We start from the raw sequence: 23,729 nt of genomic DNA on the forward strand, positions 1-23,729 counted from the left end.
ATCCCTTTTACGCGTTTTTCTTAATGCCTGCCTCTACCATTACCGTTGCCCCAGCCATTGTGATTACCGTTATTCCCCAGATCAGAAGGTACTGGTATTTTAATTGTTGTCGATGCTGTGCAGGCCAGGCTTTCCTCCGCTCTTAATTCAATGTACTCCAAGCTTGGTTTTACATACGCTTTCATCATTCTTCTCTGCCTTTTAATATTTTTAATTTAATATTTTTCTATGGGAAATAAAAAAACTTCATTTTTGGTAGCTGGCTGCCATTTTACAGGCCCTCTAGCTTTGCGTCCCTGCTTTTCAACAGGTTTGCCATTATCAGTAATAAGTTCTACCCATAATTATCTTTAATTTCTAAGAGAATACACATTACCATTTGTTGCTTTCGCTACACTGGTAACCAAAGCATAAGGTTCATCCTTTTCATTTACTAGTCCGTAATTTGTATCTAGCTTATAAGATCTTGTTAGTCCTTCAGCCGGAGGATCAACCCACATGAAAAATTCAGAACCGACAAGAAACGGCATATTGAATAATGCTTTTTGATATATTTCATAGGCTTTTGCTCTCTCCGTCTGCGTATCTACTCGCATCCCAGCCCCTACGGTACACGAGAGTCCGCTATCATACGCCGGAAAAGACCATTCGCTTATCATTATTGGCTGCTTTGCTTTATTGTAAATCTGTGCAAATATCTCACTGAGTTCAACGTTCTGATAAACACCATTCACTTTTATTTGGTCATAAGCTGTTTCCGTTTGCAGGTCGACTTTTCCATAGTAATTAAACGTACTTATATCCGTATAATTTCTGCCGATACTCCATACCAAATCATAACATTTTTCAATCCCGCTTCCATTTCTGCTGCCTAATATCATATGGTTCTTATCGTACTTCTTTATTGCCCCTGTTGTTATCGTATAATATTTTTCTATAATCGCTTTTTCAAAGTCTGTTTTATCCGTATTGATGGCCAATTGGTTCTTTCCGGTAAATGAAGTCATTTTTCCAAGTGTCTCGAATGAAGGATAACCTGTCCCCCAGGCCTTGTTTAAATTACTAATATTTCCATATCTATTTTGCAGCCAGTTGATCAAGGCAATCTTTGCCGTATGGGTTTTATCTTTTTTTATGACCAAGTCCGTAAGTCCGTATGTCGTATCAAAACTTTGGCCCCACCAGGCGAGTTCGTTATCCATATAATAGCCGAAAAGCCATGGGTCATTCTGATCTTCTTGGATCACCTTTCTAGCTAAGTCATCACAATAGTACACAAATTTTGGACTGAAAACATTCGGGAAACAATGATTGCTTGTGTCCAATCCGTATATTACATAATCTTCTCCGTATTTAGAGAAACTGTTCCCGAATCCAAACGATACCGTATGCGCTAGTCCACGATACCTCAAAGACGGTGCTGAATCTATTCCTAGAAGATTAAATCCCCAGCTGTTTAACCGCTCCGCAGTATTTTTTGCCCATTCTTCCTCAGACCCATAGATCTTTTTTACATTCTGTTCATATGGGGAATAACCCAATGCCTCTGAGTAATGTCCTTTATACGTCATCCTCTGTGCTCCGACGGCAATAAATCCTTTCCCATTAGGCGCAATCACCCACCATTTATCCCCTATTTTTTGGGTATGAAAAAATCCCGTTTTTTTACCGTTTATCGTCGTATCTGTTTCGATTTTAAGCTCAGGATATGAGCCAACTGCATTAACTTCATAAACTTTTTTATTTATTGTGCATTTTACGTTATCGTACTTTGTTTCTACGGCCGCACTTGTCAGAGCCGGAATTCCTTTGTTTGTACAATTCTCCGAAGAAAAAATATATTCTTTCTCCCATATTTTTTTACCATCTAACTCGCATACTACCCCTGTAATCGATTTATTGTTCAAACTTATCTTGAGAACATACGGCTGGTTATATTTCCACTCAATTCCATCTCCTACGTATGAACCAACTTTTAGTTTTGTCTCCCCATAATCTTGCACACACCATTGCCCATTAAACATTTCTTGAAGTTCAATATAATGCATTTTATTTTTAGCCTCAGGCCCTTCAACAAGTGCTAACGACCAATAATTATTATTGTCTGAATAAACTGATATCCCCGCCGACTTATACTTATCCCCTTGCGATACTTGAATAGTAACTTCCGATTCAAAAGTTAAATCAGTCCCAACGCTAGAATCATATTTAGCAAAGCTCTTTTTCAATGAATTATTTTGGAAACAACCATTATTTACTTCCCAAGATATATCGTCAGTGATCCACTTAGGGCTACCATCACTTCCAGCAACGTAGGCGGAGAAATCATCCTGCAATCTTTGACCGCTTATACTGGGTTCACTTCCAGCTAGTGTTGTTGGTGCCACTAAAACTAATATTAGGCTTATCGTGATTAACGTTTTGATTGTTTTTCTTAAAATGTTCATAATCTGCCCTCTCTAAAAACAAAAAACTTATTTTTTGGTAACTGGCTGCCATTTTACAGGCCCTATAGCTTTGCGTCCCTGCTTTTCAACAGGTTTGCCATTGTCAGTAATAAGTTAGACAAAAACAAAAAACTTAATTTTGGTAACTGGCTGCCATTTTACAGGCCCTATAGCTTTGCGTCCCTGCTTTTCAACAGGTTTGCCATTGTCAGTAATAAGTTTTTGTCCGATATTCATTTAATTAATAATTATCATATTTTCAATATTTAGTCAATAGTATTCTTTATGTTTTTTCTTTTTTCCTAATATATCTGAAAATGAGTAAAGCAATAATTCCAACAATTAAAACGTATAAACCCACGAATAAATATACGCTAAACGAAGTAACTGTCACTTTACAAATATTTGATATACTCTGATCTTCTGTACTCACCCTTATGAAAACTGTTCCTGGAGATAAGCCTTTGACCACTCCATTATTAACTGAGGCTATTTGCGGGTTATCTGACGTCCAATTTATTGTTTTATTTGAAGCGTTTGCCGGTATAATTAACGCTTCTAACCTCCGGGTCTGACCGACCTTGATAAATAACTCCTCGGGACTTATTTTAATATTTGTCACCTTTATGTCGTCCAAACTTGTATTTGGATTCTCATCAACAACAGTTTTGGTAATATTCACCTTAACATTATCAAATTGCGCTTCAAAGGCAGCTGTCGTTAGCGAGGGAATACCTGTTTTAACACAATTATCAGGTTTAAATAGATATTTTGTTTTCCAAATCAAAGAGCCATCCAATTCATATACAGCACCCGTAATACTTAATTTATTTAAAGTTATTTTTAATAAATAAGGGTGATTATAGTCCCAATGTAAATTGTCTGACGGTACTGTTCCCGTTACTAATTTGGTGCTTCCTTTATACTGGGCACACCATTCGCCGTTAATCATTTCCTCAAGTTCTACATAATGATTATTCTTGTCCGGTGCTTCAACCAAGGCTAAATGCCAGTAATTCTCATAATCTGTATAGATAGCAATTCCTGCTACCTTATACTTATCACCTTTAGAAGCTTTGATCATCACTTCCGATTCGAAGGATACTTCAGCGCCAGTTGGCGAGTTCATCAATGCAAAGCTCTTCTTCACCAAGTCATTCTTAAAATAACCGTCATTAATTACCCATGAAAACTCATTGGTCACCCAATTAGGCATTCCATCACTTCCAGTTGCATATCCAGAAAAATCGTCGTCATATACAAATGCCGTATTATTTGACGCATCATCCAATCCGGCCAAGGAGGTCGAACTGAAGGTTAACAGTATCTGAGATACCGTCAATAATACTGCCAGTGTCTTTTTCAGAATCATAATCCTATCGCTTTCCTTTCTATATATCCCGATTGGTTTACGAAGACCATCATAGTTATGATTCATCTAGTCTCTAAGAGAATACACATTACCATTTGTTGCTTTCGCTACACTGGTAACCAAAGCATAAGGTTCATCCTTTTCATTCACTAGTCCGTAATTTGTATCTAGCTTATAAGATTTTGTTAGTCCTTCAGCCGGAGGATCAACCCACATGAAAAATTCAGAACCGACAAGAAACGGCATATTGAATAATGCTTTTTGATATATTTCATAGGCTTTTGCTCTCTCCGTCTGCGTATCTACTCGCATACCAGCTCCTACGCTACACGGGAGTCCGCTATCATACGCCGGAAAAGACCATTCGCTTATCATTATTGGCTGCTTTGCTTTATTGTAAATCTGTGCAAATATCTCACTGAGTTCAACGTTCTGATAAACACCATTCACTTTTATTTGGTCATAAGCTGTTTCCGTTTGCAGGTCGACTTTTCCATAGTAATTAAACGTACTTATATCCGTATAATTTCTGCCGATACTCCATACCAAATCATAACATTTTTCAATCCCGCTTCCATTTCTGCTGCCTAATATCATATGGTTCTTATCGTACTTCTTTATTGCCCCTGTTGTTATCGTATAATATTTTTCTATAATCGCTTTTTCAAAGTCTGTTTTATCCGTATTGATGGCCAATTGGTTCTTTCCGGTAAATGAAGTCATTTTTCCAAGTGTCTCGAATGAAGGATAACCTGTCCCCCAGGCCTTGTTTAAATTACTAATATTTCCATATCTATTTTGCAGCCAGTTGATCAAGGCAATCTTTGCCGTATGGGTTTTATCTTTTTTTATGACCAAGTCCGTAAGTCCGTATGTCGTATCAAAACTTTGGCCCCACCAGGCGAGTTCGTTATCCATATAATAGCCGAAAAGCCATGGGTCATTCTGATCTTCTTGGATCACCTTTCTAGCTAAGTCATCACAATAGTACACAAATTTTGGACTGAAAACATTCGGGAAACAATGATTGCTTGTGTCCAATCCGTATATTACATAATCTTCTCCGTATTTAGAGAAACTGTTCCCGAATCCAAACGATACCGTATGCGCTAGTCCACGATACCTCAAAGACGGTGCTGAATCTATTCCTAGAAGATTAAATCCCCAGCTGTTTAACCGCTCCGCAGTATTTTTTGCCCATTCTTCCTCAGACCCATAGATCTTTTTTACATTCTGTTCATATGGGGAATAACCCAATGCCTCTGAGTAATGTCCTTTATACGTCATCCTCTGTGCTCCGACGGCAATAAATCCTTTCCCATTAGGCGCAATCACCCACCATTTATCCCCTATTTTTTGGGTATGAAAAAATCCCGTTCCTTTACCGTTTATCGTCGTATCTGTTTCGATTTTTAGCTCAGGATATGCACGTATTACAATGGGTTCTTCGTCTCTGTATGCCAAAGCAACTTTATTAATCTCTATAGTTATTTCAGATTTAACCGAAACATCAGGCTCTGATTTTAATACAGAAGAGCAAAGAAGATCGTTTGGCGAATCGTATATTATTTTTGCTGACTTTTGTTCACTAAGCCCAAAGGCAGGGAAACCTGTAGAAAAAACAAGAAAAAACAGCAATAAATAAAATATTTTTTTTGTCAAAATCTTCAAAATATAATCCCCTTACTTTACAAAAAAATCTCAAATATAAGAAATATGATATAATATAAAAGAAATATTTTGTCATCGGAGGAAAATAATGAAAAGTGTGTATGAGCAGCTTCTTCATCTGCTAAGAATATTTATTAACGGTGAAATACCAGATAAGGAATTACTTGCCTCCGTTGATGGAGTTGAACTTTATAATCAAGCCAGACTACAAGGTGTTTCTTCATTTCTGTTTGAGACTGTTTATCAACATAATGATTTGTTAAAAATCGATCACAGTGTATTGACTCATTGGAAAGAGAAAACGGTTGTGACTGCCGCACGTCAGTTGATGATGCTCCCAACGATAGGAACAATCTTTAATCTTTTTGAGACCAATGGCATAACAGCTATATCACTTAAAGGACTTGTCTTTAAGGAACAATATCCTCGGCCTGAACTACGTTCGATGAATGATCTAGATGTATTAATCAACGAGAAACAGATGAATCAATGCATAGAAGCGATGACTTCTCTCGGTTATAAGCCGAATGAACTAAATTACAATGATCCTGATCATATGCATATCGATATGATAAAAGCGGGTACATTCGCCGTTGAGCTTCACCGAACACTTTGGCATCCCAAATATATGCAAAAAATCGACAACAGCGACTGGGTGGATCATATCTGGAAAGACAAGCGTCTTCAAACGGTAGCCGGATTCCAATTTTATTGCTTATCCCCGGAGGATGAATTGATCAATGCTGTTATTCACACAGCAAGGCATTTAAAACACTCTAATGCAAATCTTCGTCTTCTTTCAGATTTCGTACTGTTTTTTAATTCTTACCGCAATCAAATTGATATAAACTACATTGAACAAACCTTAGAGTCAATGGCAATCTTGAATTTCTACTATTATTTAATGGATACATGCCGATTATACTTAGGATTACATCTTCCTGATAACTATCAATTAAACTCGACCAAGAACTCAGTAATAATCATTCAGAATATCATGAACAAAGAGGAAATGATTATAAGCAGCGATAGAGATCAAGAAAAAAAAGTTAATGGTTATCAGTATTTGCTCCAAAAGATAAAACTTGTTATCTCCAACAGCGCCATATACAATAAACTCTTAAAAATCGTTCATCCTTTTCGATCAAAAGCGCGTTTTCTACGGAAAATTGGACTACATTTTCGGTATTAAACCTTTGCTGTATCCTTAGATATTCCCTTATTCAATGACCTAAAATGCTTTTTTGCCTTTTTCAAAAATCGATTGGAATTAAAGAAATAATTATAAGAGCTGTAGTATCTTTTATAATCACGCTTCTTGACTTTATTCAGAACAATCCCGATCAACTTGGCATTAACGCCATGCAATTGTTCTTTGGCCCGTTGCAGACTTTTTTTCGAAGTGAATCCCGCTTTTACAATCAGCATAGTTGCATCTGCTTTTGACGCGACTATTGCTCCGTCAAAAACGCTTTCTAGCGCCGGAGTATCGAAAATTATATAGTCATACTCAATTTTTACTTGCTCGAATAACTTCTGAAAGCGTACTGCACACAACTTTTCGATTGGATTCGAACAGTCTGTTCCACAGGATAAATAGGTTAGGTTTGGAATATTCGTGTTGCTGATTACCTCCTCTAGTCGACCTCTCCCCTCAAGATAATCTGACAAGCCTAACTGCGCTTCAGCATTCAACCTCTTTGCAGCCGTCGGTTTACGCATATCTGCATCAACAAAAAGCACCCTCCACCCAGAGCGTGCAATAGATATCGAAAGACTAATCGCAAGCGAAGTTTTTCCTTCTTCTGGCTTGCAGCTCAATAAAGCAAACGTTTTACTTCTTCCATTATTATTAATGAGAAGACCGGCTGTAAGCATTTCATAAGCATCCCTGACCGCATTATTATCATTATCATACACATTAAAAGTCTTTATCTGCATAATATTACTTCTCCTCTTTATCGTAGATCATGCTCGGGTATAATCCCAATGACACGAACCCCGATATTATTTTCAATATCTTCAACTGAACGGATGGTTGTATTAAAATATTCCAACAAATAAATAATTCCCAAGGAAAAAACTTCTCCTGCAACGATCCATAGAATCATTTTTATAATGCCGTTATCCGGGATTGGCGTATTAGAAACCTGAGCTTTATCCAATATCCCGATAAAATCACTATTTGTGATTTCTTTAACTTTTGACGAAAATACTTCTCCCATTACATTCGCGACTGATGCAGCCATTATCGCATCATATGCAGTCACTCTGATTTTTAATAAACCCGAGTCTTCGTTGATTGATAAATTCGCCATTGAAGAAATTGTGCCCGCAGATAGACTATATTGATCCAGCTTCCTAGCGGCTTCAGCAGCTACAGAGCGGCTATAAAAAATCCCGGAATATTGTTTAAGAAATTCCTTCCCCATCGTGATGTCAGAATAACTCAAAGACTCACCTGCCGTCACTCTATCACGATTGAGAACATATAGCGTTGTATCTGCGTTATACGTTGGAGATGATAAGAAAATATGAAAAAACCATCCCATTCCTCCAAATAAGACCGCAAAAACAACGCATAACCACCACTTGCGACTGATTGAATCGATGATTCTTCTAATTTCCACGTATATCTTCCTTTCAATAACATATTATTTTCCGACTCCGTCATATATAAACCCTATCGTTTCAAGCTCATTCCTGTCATAAATATTTCTGAAATCAAAGAAATAATTGCCGTTCATTTTACTTTTCATCTTAGCTAAATCCATACTCCGAAACTGGTTCCATTCCGTAAGCAGGACAACAGCCTGAGCATCTGCTACAGCTGCATATTCATTCTCGGCATAATCAATATCCAAATTCAGAAATGCAATTTTTTTGGCGTTCTCCATTGCAATCGGATCATAGACAGAAAGACGTGCCCCTCTTTTATGCAACTCATGAATTATCGTAATTGACGGAGCCTCCCGCATATCATCGGTCCCTGGCTTAAAGGCAAGTCCTAAAACGGCAATCCGCTTGCCTTGAATATCCCCCATTTTTGTGATGATTTTATCAACCATGCGTAACTTTTGAGATTGGTTCGCAATAATTACAGCATCTACAATTGAAATATCAACGTCAAACTCTCTTCCAATATGCACTAACGCCTTTGTATCTTTTGGAAAACAACTGCCCCCGTATCCCGGACCTGCATGCAAAAAAAACTTTCCGATCCGCTTATCCAATCCCATCGCCCTTGAAACATGCTGCACATTTCCCCCTGCAGCCTCACATAGACGAGATATCTCATTAATAAAAGTGATCTTTGTGGCAAGGAAGGCATTTGAAGCGTATTTAATAATTTCTGCTGTTTCGATATTGGTGAGAACAAAAGGGTGATTATTGAGATAAAGGACTCTATAAACATCACGCATGATCTCTTCAGCCTTTACATGATCTGATCCAATGACAATCCTTTCTGGATGCATGAAATCATTGACCGCTGCTCCCTCTCTAAGAAACTCAGGGTTAGAAACAACATCATAATCGATGTTGAGCTTACGTTTTTCTAAAACTCCTTTTATCGTCTGTTTTACTAATTTCCCAGTTCCTACTGGCACTGTGGACTTATTCACAATAACCTTGTAGCAATTCATATTTTCTGCGATTTCCCTTGCAGCTGCAAGAACATAATCTAAATCTGCGGATCCATCATCCTGAGGCGGTGTCCCGACTGCAATAAAAACAACATCCGACACATCCACAGCCATTGAATAATGGGTGGTAAAATCCAATCTGCCTGCATAATAATTCTTCGTCACAAGATCTTGAAGACCCGGTTCGTAGATTGGAATGATCCCCTGCTTTAATGTCTCTATTTTATTTTCATCAATATCCACACAGATCACACTATGTCCAAACTCAGATAAGCAGGCTCCTGTTACCAAGCCAACATACCCTGTGCCAATAACTGCTATTTTACTCATATTATTTAATTCTCCTCACTGAAGTAACAGATATTGTGATTATAGCTCATTTTAAATCTTTTTTCTATCTGATTATTTTTTTCAGATAAGCCAGATCAAACTAATGCCTATTATTTAGAATTAATACTTGATCATTCTACACTAATAACGATAATACCAACTAACGAATTTCTTAATACCTTCTGAAAACATCGTAGTTGGTTGATAACCAAGCAGTTGTTTTGACTTCATAATATCGGCATACGTATTTTTAACATCTCCCGGTTGATCCGGCAAGCTATCTAGCTGTGCTTTTTTTTGCAGGTTTTTTTCTAATTCTTGAACCATTTCACTTAATGAAATGGTTTTTGATTCGCCTAAATTAAAAATTCCATACCGTGTTTCTTTGTGATTAACCCAATCTAATGCCTTAAGAATGCCATCGATAATATCGTCTATATAGGTATAATCTCGCTGTGTTGTCCCATCTCCATAAAAGGGAACTGGTTTACCTGATGTGATTAGATTTGTAAACTTATGAATTGCTAAATCAGGTCGCTGACGCGGGCCGTATACCGTAAAGAATCTCAAACAAGCAATACTCAGATTATACAGATGGTGATATGCATAACACAATAGCTCACCGGCTTTTTTGGTGGCAGCATATGGCGATATCGGCTGGTCAACTGAGTCATCCTCTGAAAAGGGCACTTTCTGATTATTGCCGTAAACAGATGACGAAGAAGCAAAAATAAAGCGTTTAATGCGATACTCTCTGAGGCACTCCAGAATATTCATTGTCCCATTGATGTTAACATTCACATAGAGTTCAGGATTTTGTATTGAAGGCCGTACACCGGCATAAGCCGCTAAATGTATCACAGATTGAAACTGGTAATTCTGAAATACCTTCATAAGAAAATCCTGATCTCGAATATCTCCCTTTTCAACGATAAATCTTTCTTTAGGGATTAATTTCTCTTTACAACTTTTTCTTATTTCATAAATATTTCGCTCTTTAATTGTAGGATCATAAAAGTCATTAAAACTATCAATGGCAACAACTGTTTTCCCTTCTTCTAGCAACCTTTCACATAGATGTGATCCAATAAAACCGGCCCCCCCGGTTACAAGTATTATTTCCATAGCCTATCTCCTTCAGATTAATTCATGATTCCGCTGATTGATTACGTCCTAAAAATAGGTTTATTGTTTTTCTTATGAATGTTCTTTCGGGGATTAATCCAATGAAGTAAAAAACACAGCAAAATAAAGCCCCAACGATCTGTGCCATCATTGTATCATATGGAATCAGCCAAACATACACAAAATAACCCGCTGCCATTAAGCCGCTGGCGGCAAATATCCACCTTAAATTCTGAATAGTCTGAACAAATGAGATCGCAAGGTATTTTTTCCCATAATAAAAATTTACAGGGGCTTGAAGGAGCTTTACAACCGAACGGACAGCAACAAATGTCAGTAACCCATAAGGTGCCGAGATAATTATCGCTGGAAGCAGAATACACATATTTGTGCATATCACAATTACATTAAGCTGGGGTTTGCCCTTAGCCCTATAACCTATCCCGTTAACGCCATAAACCAGCGAGATCGCACTGACAAACCCCCATATACGAATGATATCTCCTGCTCCATTCCACTTGCTGCCAAATACAATGGCTGCTACCGTTTCGCCAAAAAATAAAAAACCTATCCCCAACGGAAAAGCAATCATACAAATAATCTTATTGGCATTTTGAAAAAAACTGCGAAAAGCCGCCTCATCGCTTTGCAACCTTGAAAGTGTACTGAACAGAACTGGCAATATTGCACTTAGCAGCAGGTTTACCAATACATTGACTAAGTTTGTTGATGTCCGATATAGTCCAAGCGCGGACGTAGTCATCACCGCGCCGACAACAATTTGATCCGCCCAAGCAGCGAGCCACAAAGCAAACGTCTCAGCCATATTGAACAGACTGAAACCTATCATTTCTTTAAATAGCTCAAGTTTCCAGAACAATCGTGGTTTCCAAGGTGATCTTATCCATACTACAACCGTATTGGCTAAGGAACCAAATAACGCTCCCGCAACCAACGCCCAGTAGCTTATCCCTGTATACGCCAACGGAATTGAAACCAGAGCCGGGATTAGCGTCGTTGTCAGCCGAATATAAAAAAGGATTTTAAAGTTTAATGCTCTCTGAATCAATCCAGTCTGTATTGAGTTCAAACTATTGAGAATAATTTGTATCGCCATTATCCGTATGACCATGACGGACTCCGGAATTCCGAATAACAGGGATAACGGTTCTGCCAGCACAAAAATAAGCACATATAGTATTATTGCGACAAACATATTTGCTAAAAAACCTACCGAAGCTGCTCTGGATAGTTTTTTTTCATCATAATCTTTCTGAATTAATGCATTCTGAAATCCTAAATCACTAATCATTTGCGTAAAACTGACAACAATCGTCGCTACAGAAACCACACCATAATCTTCAGGGGTCAATACTCTGGCAAGTAAGATTAATGAAACAGGGGTTATCGCCCTTGAAGATATTTCTGCTATGGTAGACCATTTCGATGCGGATGCGACCTGTTTATATAGATTTGCCATCTATGCTCCTTCATATAATTTAATAAAAGCAGCGGTTACCGCAAACAAGACATAGGTAACTGGAAACATGTAGGAAATGAAACTAATATCCGTAATCAAGGTTACCATAATTAAAATGATCAATAGGATGCTTAAGTTCTTTGATTCATCATCGCTTTTTTTATAAATCGCATATAACCCTTTCAGCAGCCAAATCGGTAAAGCATAATATACCACCAAACCTGTTACCCCCATGTCGGCTAACAGTTCAATATAATTATTATGCGCATACTTCCCGTATGCTACGGTATTGATATAAGGGAAAGTATAATAGCCATGCCCGGAGAAAGGCGCAGACAAAAATAGCTCCCATCCTTCAGAAATAAACATTTGCCTTTCAAACGTTGATGCATCTATGGAACCCTGACCTGTTAGCGAATTAATCATTCCTTCAAACCGGTATCCAACAACCGTATAAAACAACGGGATATCCATTAATGCATTGTAAAGAATCAATATCAAAATAGCGATGATGAAAGCTTTTAACAGTTTCGCTACAAAACTGCTTTTAAGATCTAAGATGAACAAAGAAGCTATTGACAGCAGCAAAAACAATAATGCTCTTTTTGATCCTGTAAAAAGTATGTAAATGAGAACTGGAATCAAAAAAGGAAAATACAGAAAATTCTTTCTTTTGTATAGCAAGAATGCTCCAAAAACAAAAGCGATCGCATACATTCCGCCAAGAACGTTTGGATTATCCCCTAACGTCTCCGGCATTCGGTTTACCCATGTGTATGATAAGCTTCCGGATAATGTCCATCCATAGGTGTTAACTAAGAAAACGGCAGCGCTCACTCCGGCTATTATTGCTGTGAGACCTAAAACCCTGTACAGATTTTGTTTTGATCGTATTGCTTCAAAGATAAGCAAACTGGTAATAATATTTTTTTGATCAGCAACCAACTGCCAGAAAGAACTTGAGAATAAAGTCCCGGCTCTCAATGTGAAAACAATTGAGACAAGAAGAAAGGCACCCCACCAGACATGGTATCCGCTTAATTTATAGTTCCAATTTCCTTTTCGTAATACAATATATAAGACTATACCGACAAAAAACAGTATTTTCACAAGTTTGGCAATTGTCGTCGAGTATAAGCTTAAGTGAGCATAAAGATTGATCAGATATAACGAAACGCTCGCCATGGCTAAATAGTTTAATAATAATTCTTTTTTCGTCTCAATACTTTGTTGCTCTATAAACAAAGATTCCATTCCCCTTTGTTTTCCTCGAAATTATCTTTCAACAAAACCTTCGATATATTGTTCCCACATCAAAGTAATTTTTTCTGGTGCTAACTGTTGAAGGATTTTTCGCGCTTCTTGTGCCATTTTTTCTGTAGCAACCGGATTCTCCAGTACATCACGCACGGATTTCGCCAACGCCTGAATATTATCGACCGGTACTAATGTGCCGTTTTCTCCATGTTTGATCAAAAAATTTGGCCCCCCGCATGGACAGTCAGTAGAAACAACAGGCATCCCAACGGCCATCGCCTCAATCAAAGCATTCGGCATTCCTTCAAAGTTTGAGGATAAGACAAACAAAGCGGCATCTCTTATTCTATGCGGCACATCCGCCTCCGCCCCCGGCATGAATATTCGGTTTGTCAAGTTAAGCTTTGTAATCTCAGCTTCCAGCTCAGGCCGGTCCGGCCCTTCTCCGTAAATAACCAAACGATACTCGGGGTAGTCTGAGGCAAGCAAAGCAAACGCCCGAAATAACAGTTTATAATTTTTTTGTTTATCATCCAGTCTCCCTACTGACACAATGTCTTTACGGCGTTCCCCAAAATAAGGAGTCGGAATATTTTCTGCTGCGACAGGATTGGGAATTACGGTAGCCCGGCTTTGTATCGAAGTTGAAAAGAACGCCTTTGCTTCCTCCGTCTGAAAGACATACCCCTTGGCTGACCAATACAATATTTTTCTTCGGATGCGGAGTGTTCTTTTGAAAGGATATATCTTTGGGTCGTTGCGCTCTGAGACAACGATAGGAAACCGACAACCAAACAGAGCCGGCAATAAAATGCAATTGCATTCAACACCAAAAGATACGACGACGTCAGGATGAACTTTATCGATGATTTTTCGGATATTTAACATCCTTTGTATTTTTGAAAAGCTGTTACTGGAAGCAAGACCTGCATCAATACAAATGATTCTGGGATCTAAGCCATCCTTATACGTTTCTTCCTGGCCTGTGAGTATCCCGTTTAAAAGTAAAATATATATTTGATTCCCTTTCTTCGTCATTTCATTGGCGATTGAGATCAGAACACGTTCTGCTCCACTAAATCGAAGTGAACCAATTACAAATGCAACCTTCATTTATTTTCTCCGATCAGACTAAGCTTTTCATTCAAAACACGTTCATGTTCCTTGATTTGTTCGATATTAAACCGCGGCCATTCCTTAATACCAGGCACACCGACATGATATGTATACGAAGGGACATCTTTTGTCACAACACTCCCTGCCCCTATAATACTGCCTTTTCCAATCGTAACACCTTTTAAAATTGTGACGTTGCATCCAATCCAAACATCATCTTCAATAATAACATTTTTATTGTTTTCAGGTAATTTTTGTTTAATATTGATCATATACTCACCAATTACATCAGCCCGATGATCTCCTGTACGGATTGTGACATGAGGCCCAAACATCACCTGGCTGCCAATCAATATCTTTGCATTCGCGCACATAAACGAAGCATGTGCCCCGATATATACGTTATTTCCAATGGAAATGTTATGATAGGTAAATTCACCCTTAGGCTCAATATATACATCCTCACCGCATTTTTCAAACATGCTTACAATAATGGGCATTGACAAGCGATAGTGAATAATATCTTTCATTTTTATCCCCAAACAGCCAAATAATTTCCGTATATTTTTATATCGTACCATGATTCAGTGATTATTTCCTTTCTTTCAGCATGTTTATGATCTTACCAGCTTGAATTATATTATTTTTATTTTTTAAAACAAATTGCTTCGCTTCCAGTCCTTTATAAAACAGTTCCTCTTTGGGATTTGACAAAAGAGTCCTAATATTGGCAGCTAATCCTTGAACTGTTTCATCTTCAAAAATATAGATATAGTGTCTATACTCTAAAGGCATACCCGGAAGATTCGTTGTCAGCATTGCTGTCCCGGATGCCATGTATTCCATATTCTTGGAGGGAAATGAGAATTTTGTATATTCTTCATTTGTCGGCCGGGGATTAATCAATAATGTGGCTTTTGTTTGTTCCTTAATAATTATATCATTAGAAACTACGCCAAAATACTTGATATTCCTATGTTGCCTACATATTTGTTGTAATTCGTGTTCAAAACTCCCACTTCCATATATGTGCAACTCTGAATTCTCAACTTGCGCTGCGATAAAGGCATCCGTTAACATTTTGATCCCATATTTTTTGTTCAATTCACCTGCATATAGACAGACATTAGTCTCATATTTACTAGATAATTCGTTTTCATAATCTACCATATTAGCATCAACTTGTCCTTCTATAATTACATATCGTTTATTCTTTTTATTAATCAATTGGTTCATATAGGGTGTTAAAAATACGTAAGCGTCAAATTTATTCATAATGTAAGTATTTATTTTACTAATTAGGCGATTCTTACTTCTGCTCGTATCCTCGGACATTGAAGCCAGGTAAAAAGGAACATCCGTCACTATTCCTACGCATGTAATTTGTGACAATCTGCTGACTAACACTGCTGCACCAGCTAATGAAATATTTAATACATCGCAAATGATGACGCTGTTCCTATTCTTATTTATTATTTTCCACAAACGAAAAAAACAAGAAAAAAATATGATTATTTGCTTTAATACTGGCAGATTAGCAAACGGCAGATATGTATAATGGATTCCTTCAACTTCTTCAATTTCTCTTTTAAACAATATTTTTTTCGACATTGATCGATTAATTGGTAATGATGATATTGCTTGAACAACTATTTCATCATTTCTAGCCAGCCCTTCCACTAATAAACGATGATATTTCTGAGCTTGTTGAGGTGGTTTGATTATTGCATTCTCAAATATGTCTTTAAACTTTCTAGACGAACATAGTCTAGAAACATATATTATATTCATTTCATCCCCTCAATTTTCCAATTCCTTAATACGCTCATTAGATTTGATTTCTCGATTCAATTTCTTATACTCTGCTACTGTTTTTCATATACCAAATTGCCTAATTTTTGATAAAACTTTTCATTATCAGCATATGCTTCTTCAATTATTGTCTGAGCGTCTACGTTGAATTTTTCCCAATCGATTGTATGATACCAATGAAAAATATTATCTGCACAATTTTCATCAAATCGTACAGGATAGCTCAATGACTTTGAGTAATTCAACATGTCGGTATTGTCAGAAACAAGTATAGGTATTCTATACCAAGCTGCATCATAAAACTTGTTAGATAATGCGTACCGAAGTAAATTGCTATCATTTCCATAAACATTAAAAATGATATCAGTATGGCCATAAATGCATTCTTTCTCTTGTGGTTTATATGCTCCGTGCATAAACACATTATGAATATTATGTTCGTTACAATAGTTTTCTATTGTTGAGTTATAATCGCCTACACCATAAAAGTGAAACTCAAATCTCTTATCATTGGCAATACATCCTATAAACCGTATACATTGTTGGTAGTACATAATACTGCCGACATAGGTTATTTTTATCGAACTTACATTTCTAGTACGAGAACTCCTAATGATTTTTTTACCATCAGCATTATAACTAAGATTATGACAAAGAATTGCCTGCTTATGGGGCAAAAAATTAATAAATCCCGGAGAAGAAATCACATTAAATGTAGATTTTGTTAAGACTTTTCTTAATAAAATTTTGTATATTAATAAATGCTCATAAGTGTAATCTCTAATATCAACAATAAATTTTTCAGAATAATGTTTTATTAAAACACGACTTAACAAAACAGCAGGTAATGATGTTAAAACAATAACTAAATCATAATTATTTGATTTTAATTTTTTTTTCACAAATTGAATATAATTAAAATAATCTTTAAGTTTAATCAGTTTGTGGGAAGAATCTTTTATTTTTGCTTGAAAAGAATACGCGCTAAAATTGTAATGCTCTTCAATATTTCTTCGATTCCAGTAAATAACATCATAATCAATAGCGTTCTCTTCAAAAAATTTGGCATATGTAAATAAATACGGCATTAAAAACAAGTTAGATATTCCAATCAAGCATACTTTCAAATTTTTCACCCATTCAAAGTTATTAACCAACCATAGCTAATTATGTGAGTCTATGAAACGTCCCCAAACAACTCTATTTACAATTTTTGTATAACTTTGAATTAACTTTACAACTTTTACCGAAACATTAACGTCTATATAGTCCGGCGCGAGGACAGTAGTCTCATTATTTTCCTGCATTGCTTTTGCGAGTTCAATCGACTGCTCAATATCTTTACTGTTGATTCCTCCAATAATGACCGTACCTTTATCCAATACTTCCGGCCTTTCAGTCGAAGTTCTTAGTAAGATACCTGCAAATCCTAAAATGGCACTTTCTTCCGAAAGTGTGCCACTGTCGGAAAGTACACAGAAAGAATTCTTTTGTAATTTATTATACGCGAGAAATCCAAATGGTTTGATGCTCCTGACCTGAGGATGGAATACAAAATTTCTTTGTTCAATAAACTTCTTACTCCGCGGATGTGTTGAGTAAATGACCGGCATTCCGTATCGCTCAGCGATATTATTTAGCGCTGTCATTAAAGATAAGAAGTTTTGTTCTTGATCAATATTTTCTTCTCTGTGAGCAGAAACTAAAATATACTTTCCTGCTTCGAGATTAAGTTCTTCGAGCACTCTACTCGCGTCAATTCTTGCCATATGTTCCTGCAACACTTCCTGCATTGGGGAACCTGTTACAAATATGTGGTCTTTCCTAAATCCTTCAGACAGGAGATATCGGCGAGAATGTTCCGTATACGTCAGATTAATATCTGATATATGATCGACAATTTTCCGGTTAATCTCTTCCGGTACGTTCTGATCGAAACACCGGTTGCCAGCCTCCATATGAAAAATCGGTACTTTCAGCCTCTTAGCGGAGATTGCCGACAGCGCTGAGTTCGTATCCCCTAGTATCAGGAGCGCGTCAGGTATTTCTTTCTGTAGTACCCCGTAAGACTTGGCAATGATATTTCCCATCGTCTCTCCAAGGTCTTTGCCGACACTATCTAGGTAATAATTCGGTTCTCTCAAACCAAGATCCTCAAAGAATACCCGGTTAAGCGTATAGTCCCAGTTTTGTCCGGTATGAACAAGAATGTGGTCGAAATAACGGTCACAGGCTTTAATTACTGCAGACAAACGGATTATTTCAGGACGAGTACCGAGAATTGTCATTACTTTAAGTTTTGACATTGATGTTAAACCTCCAAATAAAACGTATCTGGTTTTTCAGCATTAAAAATTTCATCCGCCCAAAAAAGGGTGATAACGTCAGTCTTTCCCACATTTTCGATAGAATGTGTATAGCCCGTTGGAATATCCAATACCTGAAGTTTATCCCCAGATACGCTGTACTCAATGACTTTGGGGACGTTTATTTCCCTAAACCTGATCAATGCATCTCCCTCGATCACAAGAAACTTTTCCACTTTTGAATGATGCCAGTGGTTCCCCCTGGTAATACCGGGTTTAGTACGAGAAATAAAGATCTGGCCCATAGCCGGCGATTTGATGAACTCAGCCAGCCATCCCCGTTGATCATGTTTCATCTCCAAATCATAACTGAACCCATTTTCAGGAAAATAAGAAAGATAGGTCGCATATAAAAAACGCTCAAACTCACCTTCAAAATTCGGCATGACCAGCGAACTCCGGCTTTCTTGAAAAGCCTCCAATGTATTGGCTATCTGATGCAGGGTTATGCTGAATGTTCTGGTCACAAAGCAGAAACCATTATCCATTCTTGATTCACTGCCGTTAAAAGCATGGATAAACTCTTGAACCACGTCGTCAATATAAACAAGGGATAGCACGGTTTCCGGGTTATTAATCTGTATCGGCAGTCCACGAGATATATTATAGCACCAAGTCGCTATCACAGAGTTATAATTGGGCCGGCACCATTTGCCGAAAACATTAGGCAGACGGTATATATACACTGGATTTCCTGTCTCTCTCGCATAATCTTCAAGCAAGCTCTCAGCGTTCTTCTTGCTTTGACCGTAAGGATTATCTATCTCGGCTTGAATCGATGATGTCATCAGCACTGGAACTTTTTTATTGTTTTCCCGCAACATCGTCAGTAGCAGTTCAGTGAAACCGCTATTACCTTTTTCGAATTCACCGACTTCCAAGGGTCTGTTTACCCCGGCCAAATGAAAAACAAAATCAGCCCTTCGGCAAAAGTCCTTCAGCTCATTCACCGAATTGTCGATGTCATACTTTAATATCTCCATATTTGTGTCAAGTGTGGCAATTAAATTTTTGCCGATAAAACCGTTAGCACCGGTAACCAAAACTGTTCTCTTCATTGCTTCCTACCGCTCCTTTAATTCACCTTGGATATAGTCGAGACTAAGTAACAGTTCCTTTACACCAGTGATATCCAGCCGCCGAGTATTGTGAGAGTTATACTCCTCAGTGGTGCTAAGTCTTTCATCTCCTGATTCAAAGTATTGATCATAATTTAAGGTTCGAGTATCTGCCGGGACTCTGTAGTATTCTCCCAAATCTTCAGTCTTCGCCATTTCTTCACGGGAGAGGAGCGTTTCATAAAGCTTTTCCCCATGCCTTGTTCCGATTATCTTAACCGCATTTTCCGCCTGAAAAATTTCCTTTATTCCCTGGACAAGGTCGGCAATCGTTGAAGCTGGGGCTTTCTGGATAAAAAGATCACCCTGCTTAGCATTTTTAAAAGCAAAAAGAACAAGTTCCACCGCATCATCAATTGACATCAAGTAACGGGTCATATAGGGATCGGTAACCGTCAATGTCTGCCCTGATTTTATCTGCTGTATAAAAAGAGGAATGACAGAGCCCCGCGAAGCCATGACATTTCCGTAACGTGTACCGCAAATAATCGTCTTGGTAGGATCAACAGTCCGTGATTTAGCTACCATGATTTTTTCCATCATTGCCTTAGAAATACCCATGGCATTGATCGGATAAACTGCTTTATCCGTTGACAAACAGATAACTTTTTTGACACCAAAGGCGACCGCGGCATTTAAAACATTTTCCGTTCCGACTACATTTGTCTTAACAGCTTCCATTGGAAAAAACTCACAGGAAGGTACCTGTTTGAGAGCCGCCGCATGAAAAATATAATCTACTCCATGCATTGCAGCCGTAACACTCTGATAATCCCTGACATCCCCAATAAAGAACTTGACTTTATCATTTTTAAGCTCTTTTCTCATGTCGTCCTGTTTCTTTTCATCACGGGAAAAAATTCGAATTTCTTCAATATCTGTGTTTAAAAATCTTTTTAATACGGCGTTTCCAAACGAACCTGTTCCGCCAGTAATTAATAATATTTTGCCTTTAAACATGATTGTTCTCTCCTATAAAATGTTCTAAAATTGTGTCTCTGACTTTGTCAACAGAAAAATGCTTCACCGCAAACTCATAACCTGCCATACCTACCCTGTCCCTTAACTCTTTATCCTCGCATAATAAACTAAAATTCTGGTTATAGGCTTCTAGCTCACCAGTAACAGAACAGAATCCTCCTCCTGCCTCTTCCATCATATTTATCAGGTCATTTCCAGAATTTACAGAGGCTAATACAGGCAATTTGGAACACCAATAGCCCATCAGTTTACCCGGAATATTTTGCACAGTTAAATTTCTGTTCAAATTAATTAATCCAATATCACATTGCCTTACAAGATCAGGATAATATTGGGGATCAATAAAGTCTTTGAATATTACATTTCCATAATTTTTATATGCTTCTTTCAGTCCCCGGCTTTCACTGCCTGAACCAACAATCAAAAACACAACATCTTTTCTCTCTCGATTTACTTTTATTAGTTCAAATAGAAAGCTCAGTTCCTGATATTTGCCAATATTCCCTGCATAAAGGCATATTATTTTATCACCCAAACCAAACTCACTGCGAAAATCTCTTGCAATCTGTTTCCGATATGGAGAAAAGTCTATCCAGTTGTATAATAATTCAACTTTTTCCTTGTCCAAGCCTTGCGTTTGGCACACAGACATTAAATCGCTCTGGGATTGAACTCCAATAAAGTCGGATACTTGATATAATTGTTTTTCCATTCTTTCAAAATAACTAAAAACAAGACCTTGTTTTATTGCCCCTACATCTTTGGCGCACTGTGGAAATACATCCCTCAAAACCAGATAGACTTTTGATCCATATCTCTTTTTCATCCTCTTAACTGTTCTCTCGAGTGTTATCGGTGGAGAATAAGAAATGATGATATCCGGCTTAACACTCCTTAAATACTTACAATAACCGAAATACAGTAAATAGGGCAATAATACTTCACTTAGCCCTCTACGAATCATTCCAACATTTTTCTTCTTAAAATTCTTAACTCTAAGTACTTTAACTCCATCTTCTTCCTTAATCGGTAAATCATTCTTCATTAAATGAACATTTGATTCTTTCAATGTTAAGACAAACACATCAATATCTTTTCTTTTGAAACTTTGAGCTAAATCTCTTAACAAAACTGCAGATGAATTTGCATTGGGTATATAAACATCGGTTATTATTAAGATGTTCATCAATGACTCCTTGATTATTGAATTTATACAATAGGTAAAATTTTCTTAATACGCAGACTCTCTCCGAATAACAAGCAATACTGTTTTAAAAAGTATCGATATATCCAGCCATATAGACCATTTATCAATATACTGGGTATCCAGCGCGACGATTTGTTCAAAATCCATGATACTACTTCGGCCATTTATCTGCCAATTCCCAGTAATTCCAGGCTTTATACTTATTCGGCGCCAGTGCTCTGTATCATATTGAGCGACCTCATCCAAAGTCGGAGGTCTAGTCCCTACGAGACTCATGTCCCCCTTAAGAACATTAAAGAACTGCGGTAATTCATCCAAGCTGGTCTTGCGCAAAAATGCACCAACCTTGGTAATCCTAGGATCTTCTTTAATCTTGAAAAACAGTCCGTTTTGATATTCATTTTTATCCCGAAGTTCTGCCTTCTTCTCCTCAGCATCCACACACATTGTTCTAAACTTATAACAATAAAATATCCGACCATAGCGTCCAACTCTTTTTTGTTTAAACAGAATTGGACCTGATGAATCCATTTTTATCGCAGGTACTATATAAATGGCAATTATCAGTGTCAGAATGATACCTACGATCGCACCCAAGATATCCATAATGCGCTTTATCGCTTTGGACACAGGATTTAAAGTCACCGTATGGAAAGTAAGCAATGGCATTGGACCCAGCATTGAGCTATGTACTCTGGCAAATTTTAAATTGTAATTAAGAATACTTTGAACCGTAATTCCCATGCTTAGACATGTAGCTATATAAGGTTCTACTTCTTGAGTGTATTCATTAGGCAACGCAAAAACGATTAAATCAACCATTTGCTTTTTGAGTATATCTTCAAAAGTATTTTTATCAATTTTCCCCAACGATTGAATACTATCATCAATGATGATATCATCTAATGATATGATACCGATAATATTATAACGTATATGGGTTTTATTGAGATACTTATTAAACAGTTCATAGGTTTCAGGTGAACAAACTAGAATCATTCTGTTTTGTTCATTATATTTACTTTTCCCAATTAGCGGACTTATAAAAAATCTATCCAAAAGCATAACTATCAGACACAGCAGAAGGAAACATCCAATAAATATTCTGCTTGTGCTTGTTTCTTTTATAAAGAAAAATATTGCGGCTAACATTATTCCCGAAAAGAGAGTCGCTAAAAAAACATTTCGCAGAACACGGTCTGGATAATAAAAGGTTGTTTTGTCATACATACCTCGAAAGTTCATAATAGCAATCCATAGAGGGATAAATACAATAATAATCCACAAATACTCAGTTATTACACGCAAATTCGTGACTCTTCCTGCAATAAAATAAGCCAAACCATACGTTAAGAATAAAAAAATTACATCAATAAGAATTTGAACGATATTTGCATATGCGAGTCTGTTAGTCCTATCCATTCTTCTCTCCAAATTTTTAATAACTATAAAATTGCAATAATCTCTACAATATCAATCTTACGGCTGATTCATTATTAAAGTTAACATATTTCCTGCTGTGAAATTCAATAATATCAAAAAAATCATTAAAGACTGATTATGTTACTTAAAAAAACTATAAGAACCATCTTATTAGGATTATTAGGATTATTAGTTTTTTTATTATTTTCATTTTCTCAGGCCTTAATATTCTTTTTTACATCTTAATTATCCTAAAAAAATATATGTTGAGTTATGCAACAATTTTTATTTTCGACAGTAAAAAAAAAAATCCTTCTTTTTTAAATTAAAGGACTTACAAGATAATGTAAATAGTCCTATATTTATCATTATTACTTCAAA

General features: G+C 37.0%; 20 protein-coding genes and 3 riboswitches. Of the genes, 1 reads left to right on the forward strand and 19 read right to left on the reverse strand.

Annotated features, from left to right (window positions below; genetic code table 11):
- Positions 1-20: 20 nt before the first annotated feature.
- From AAH944_RS09295 to AAH944_RS09310, 4 genes are all read right to left on the reverse strand, one after another.
- Complete coding sequence (locus AAH944_RS09295; protein WP_415534579.1) at positions 21-185, reverse strand: hypothetical protein; 165 nt, start codon at positions 183-185, stop codon at positions 21-23.
- 66 nt (positions 186-251) lie between these two features.
- Positions 252-327, reverse strand: a riboswitch (cyclic di-GMP riboswitch).
- Positions 328-350: 23 nt separating this feature from the next.
- Positions 351-2,447: a beta-galactosidase gene (locus tag AAH944_RS09300; protein WP_415534581.1), complete on the reverse strand. Its 2,097-nt coding sequence runs from the start codon at positions 2,445-2,447 to the stop codon at positions 351-353.
- Positions 2,448-2,480: 33 nt separating this feature from the next.
- Positions 2,481-2,556: riboswitch (cyclic di-GMP riboswitch) on the reverse strand.
- A 29-nt stretch (positions 2,557-2,585) separates the two neighbouring features.
- Positions 2,586-2,661, reverse strand: a riboswitch (cyclic di-GMP riboswitch).
- Positions 2,662-2,730: 69 nt separating this feature from the next.
- A complete protein-coding gene (locus tag AAH944_RS09305; protein ID WP_415534583.1) occupies positions 2,731-3,819 on the reverse strand; it encodes an Ig-like domain-containing protein in 1,089 nt (362 codons plus the stop codon).
- 66 nt (positions 3,820-3,885) lie between these two features.
- A complete protein-coding gene (locus AAH944_RS09310; RefSeq protein ID WP_415534585.1) occupies positions 3,886-5,490 on the reverse strand; it encodes a beta-galactosidase in 1,605 nt (534 codons plus the stop codon).
- Between the two features lie 88 nt (positions 5,491-5,578).
- Here AAH944_RS09310 and AAH944_RS09315 point away from each other — a divergent pair, with 88 nt between their 5' ends.
- Complete coding sequence (locus AAH944_RS09315) at positions 5,579-6,682, forward strand: nucleotidyltransferase family protein (RefSeq protein WP_415534587.1); 1,104 nt, start codon at positions 5,579-5,581, stop codon at positions 6,680-6,682.
- Here the strand turns inward: AAH944_RS09315 and AAH944_RS09320 are convergent.
- The 15 genes from AAH944_RS09320 to AAH944_RS09390 form a co-directional block, all read right to left on the reverse strand.
- Complete coding sequence (locus AAH944_RS09320; protein WP_415534589.1) at positions 6,679-7,431, reverse strand: CpsD/CapB family tyrosine-protein kinase; 753 nt, start codon at positions 7,429-7,431, stop codon at positions 6,679-6,681. The genes AAH944_RS09315 and AAH944_RS09320 overlap by 4 nt on opposite strands.
- A gap of 17 nt (positions 7,432-7,448) precedes the next feature.
- On the reverse strand, positions 7,449-8,120 hold the full coding sequence (locus AAH944_RS09325; protein WP_415534591.1) for a YveK family protein: 672 nt from the start codon (positions 8,118-8,120) through the stop codon (positions 7,449-7,451).
- 24 nt (positions 8,121-8,144) lie between these two features.
- Positions 8,145-9,464 (reverse strand): UDP-glucose dehydrogenase family protein, encoded by a 1,320-nt coding sequence (locus tag AAH944_RS09330; protein WP_415534593.1) that lies wholly within the window; start codon positions 9,462-9,464, stop codon positions 8,145-8,147.
- Between the two features lie 141 nt (positions 9,465-9,605).
- Positions 9,606-10,589: an SDR family NAD(P)-dependent oxidoreductase gene (locus AAH944_RS09335; RefSeq protein ID WP_415534595.1), complete on the reverse strand. Its 984-nt coding sequence runs from the start codon at positions 10,587-10,589 to the stop codon at positions 9,606-9,608.
- Between the two features lie 22 nt (positions 10,590-10,611).
- On the reverse strand, positions 10,612-12,069 hold the full coding sequence (locus AAH944_RS09340) for a lipopolysaccharide biosynthesis protein (RefSeq protein ID WP_415534597.1): 1,458 nt from the start codon (positions 12,067-12,069) through the stop codon (positions 10,612-10,614).
- Complete coding sequence (locus AAH944_RS09345; RefSeq protein ID WP_415534599.1) at positions 12,070-13,323, reverse strand: O-antigen ligase family protein; 1,254 nt, start codon at positions 13,321-13,323, stop codon at positions 12,070-12,072. It lies immediately after the preceding gene.
- Between the two features lie 21 nt (positions 13,324-13,344).
- Complete coding sequence (locus AAH944_RS09350) at positions 13,345-14,439, reverse strand: glycosyltransferase family 4 protein (RefSeq protein WP_415534601.1); 1,095 nt, start codon at positions 14,437-14,439, stop codon at positions 13,345-13,347.
- On the reverse strand, positions 14,436-14,972 hold the full coding sequence (locus AAH944_RS09355) for a DapH/DapD/GlmU-related protein (protein ID WP_415534603.1): 537 nt from the start codon (positions 14,970-14,972) through the stop codon (positions 14,436-14,438). Before AAH944_RS09355 ends, AAH944_RS09350 begins: the two co-directional genes overlap by 4 nt.
- 61 nt (positions 14,973-15,033) lie before the next feature.
- On the reverse strand, positions 15,034-16,233 hold the full coding sequence (locus AAH944_RS09360; RefSeq protein WP_415534605.1) for a glycosyltransferase: 1,200 nt from the start codon (positions 16,231-16,233) through the stop codon (positions 15,034-15,036).
- Positions 16,234-16,307: 74 nt separating this feature from the next.
- Positions 16,308-17,390 carry a hypothetical protein gene (locus AAH944_RS09365; protein WP_415534607.1) on the reverse strand — a complete coding sequence of 361 codons (1,083 nt, stop codon included), beginning with the start codon at positions 17,388-17,390 and terminating at the stop codon, positions 16,308-16,310.
- 27 nt (positions 17,391-17,417) lie between these two features.
- Positions 17,418-18,560: a non-hydrolyzing UDP-N-acetylglucosamine 2-epimerase gene (wecB, locus tag AAH944_RS09370; RefSeq protein WP_415534609.1), complete on the reverse strand. Its 1,143-nt coding sequence runs from the start codon at positions 18,558-18,560 to the stop codon at positions 17,418-17,420.
- A gap of 5 nt (positions 18,561-18,565) precedes the next feature.
- Complete coding sequence (locus AAH944_RS09375; RefSeq protein ID WP_415534611.1) at positions 18,566-19,678, reverse strand: NAD-dependent epimerase/dehydratase family protein; 1,113 nt, start codon at positions 19,676-19,678, stop codon at positions 18,566-18,568.
- A gap of 6 nt (positions 19,679-19,684) precedes the next feature.
- Entirely contained in the window at positions 19,685-20,698 is a 1,014-nt protein-coding gene (locus tag AAH944_RS09380) for an SDR family NAD(P)-dependent oxidoreductase (RefSeq protein ID WP_415534613.1), read from the reverse strand.
- Positions 20,691-21,905, reverse strand: coding sequence for a glycosyltransferase family 4 protein (locus tag AAH944_RS09385; protein WP_415534615.1), 1,215 nt, complete (start codon positions 21,903-21,905; stop codon positions 20,691-20,693). Before AAH944_RS09385 ends, AAH944_RS09380 begins: the two co-directional genes overlap by 8 nt.
- Positions 21,906-21,950: 45 nt before the next feature.
- Positions 21,951-23,348 carry a sugar transferase gene (locus AAH944_RS09390; RefSeq protein ID WP_415534617.1) on the reverse strand — a complete coding sequence of 466 codons (1,398 nt, stop codon included), beginning with the start codon at positions 23,346-23,348 and terminating at the stop codon, positions 21,951-21,953.
- Positions 23,349-23,729: the final 381 nt, after the last annotated feature.

Source organism: Dehalobacter sp. CP (genome assembly GCF_047652685.1).
GTDB lineage: Bacteria > Bacillota > Desulfitobacteriia > Desulfitobacteriales > Syntrophobotulaceae > Dehalobacter.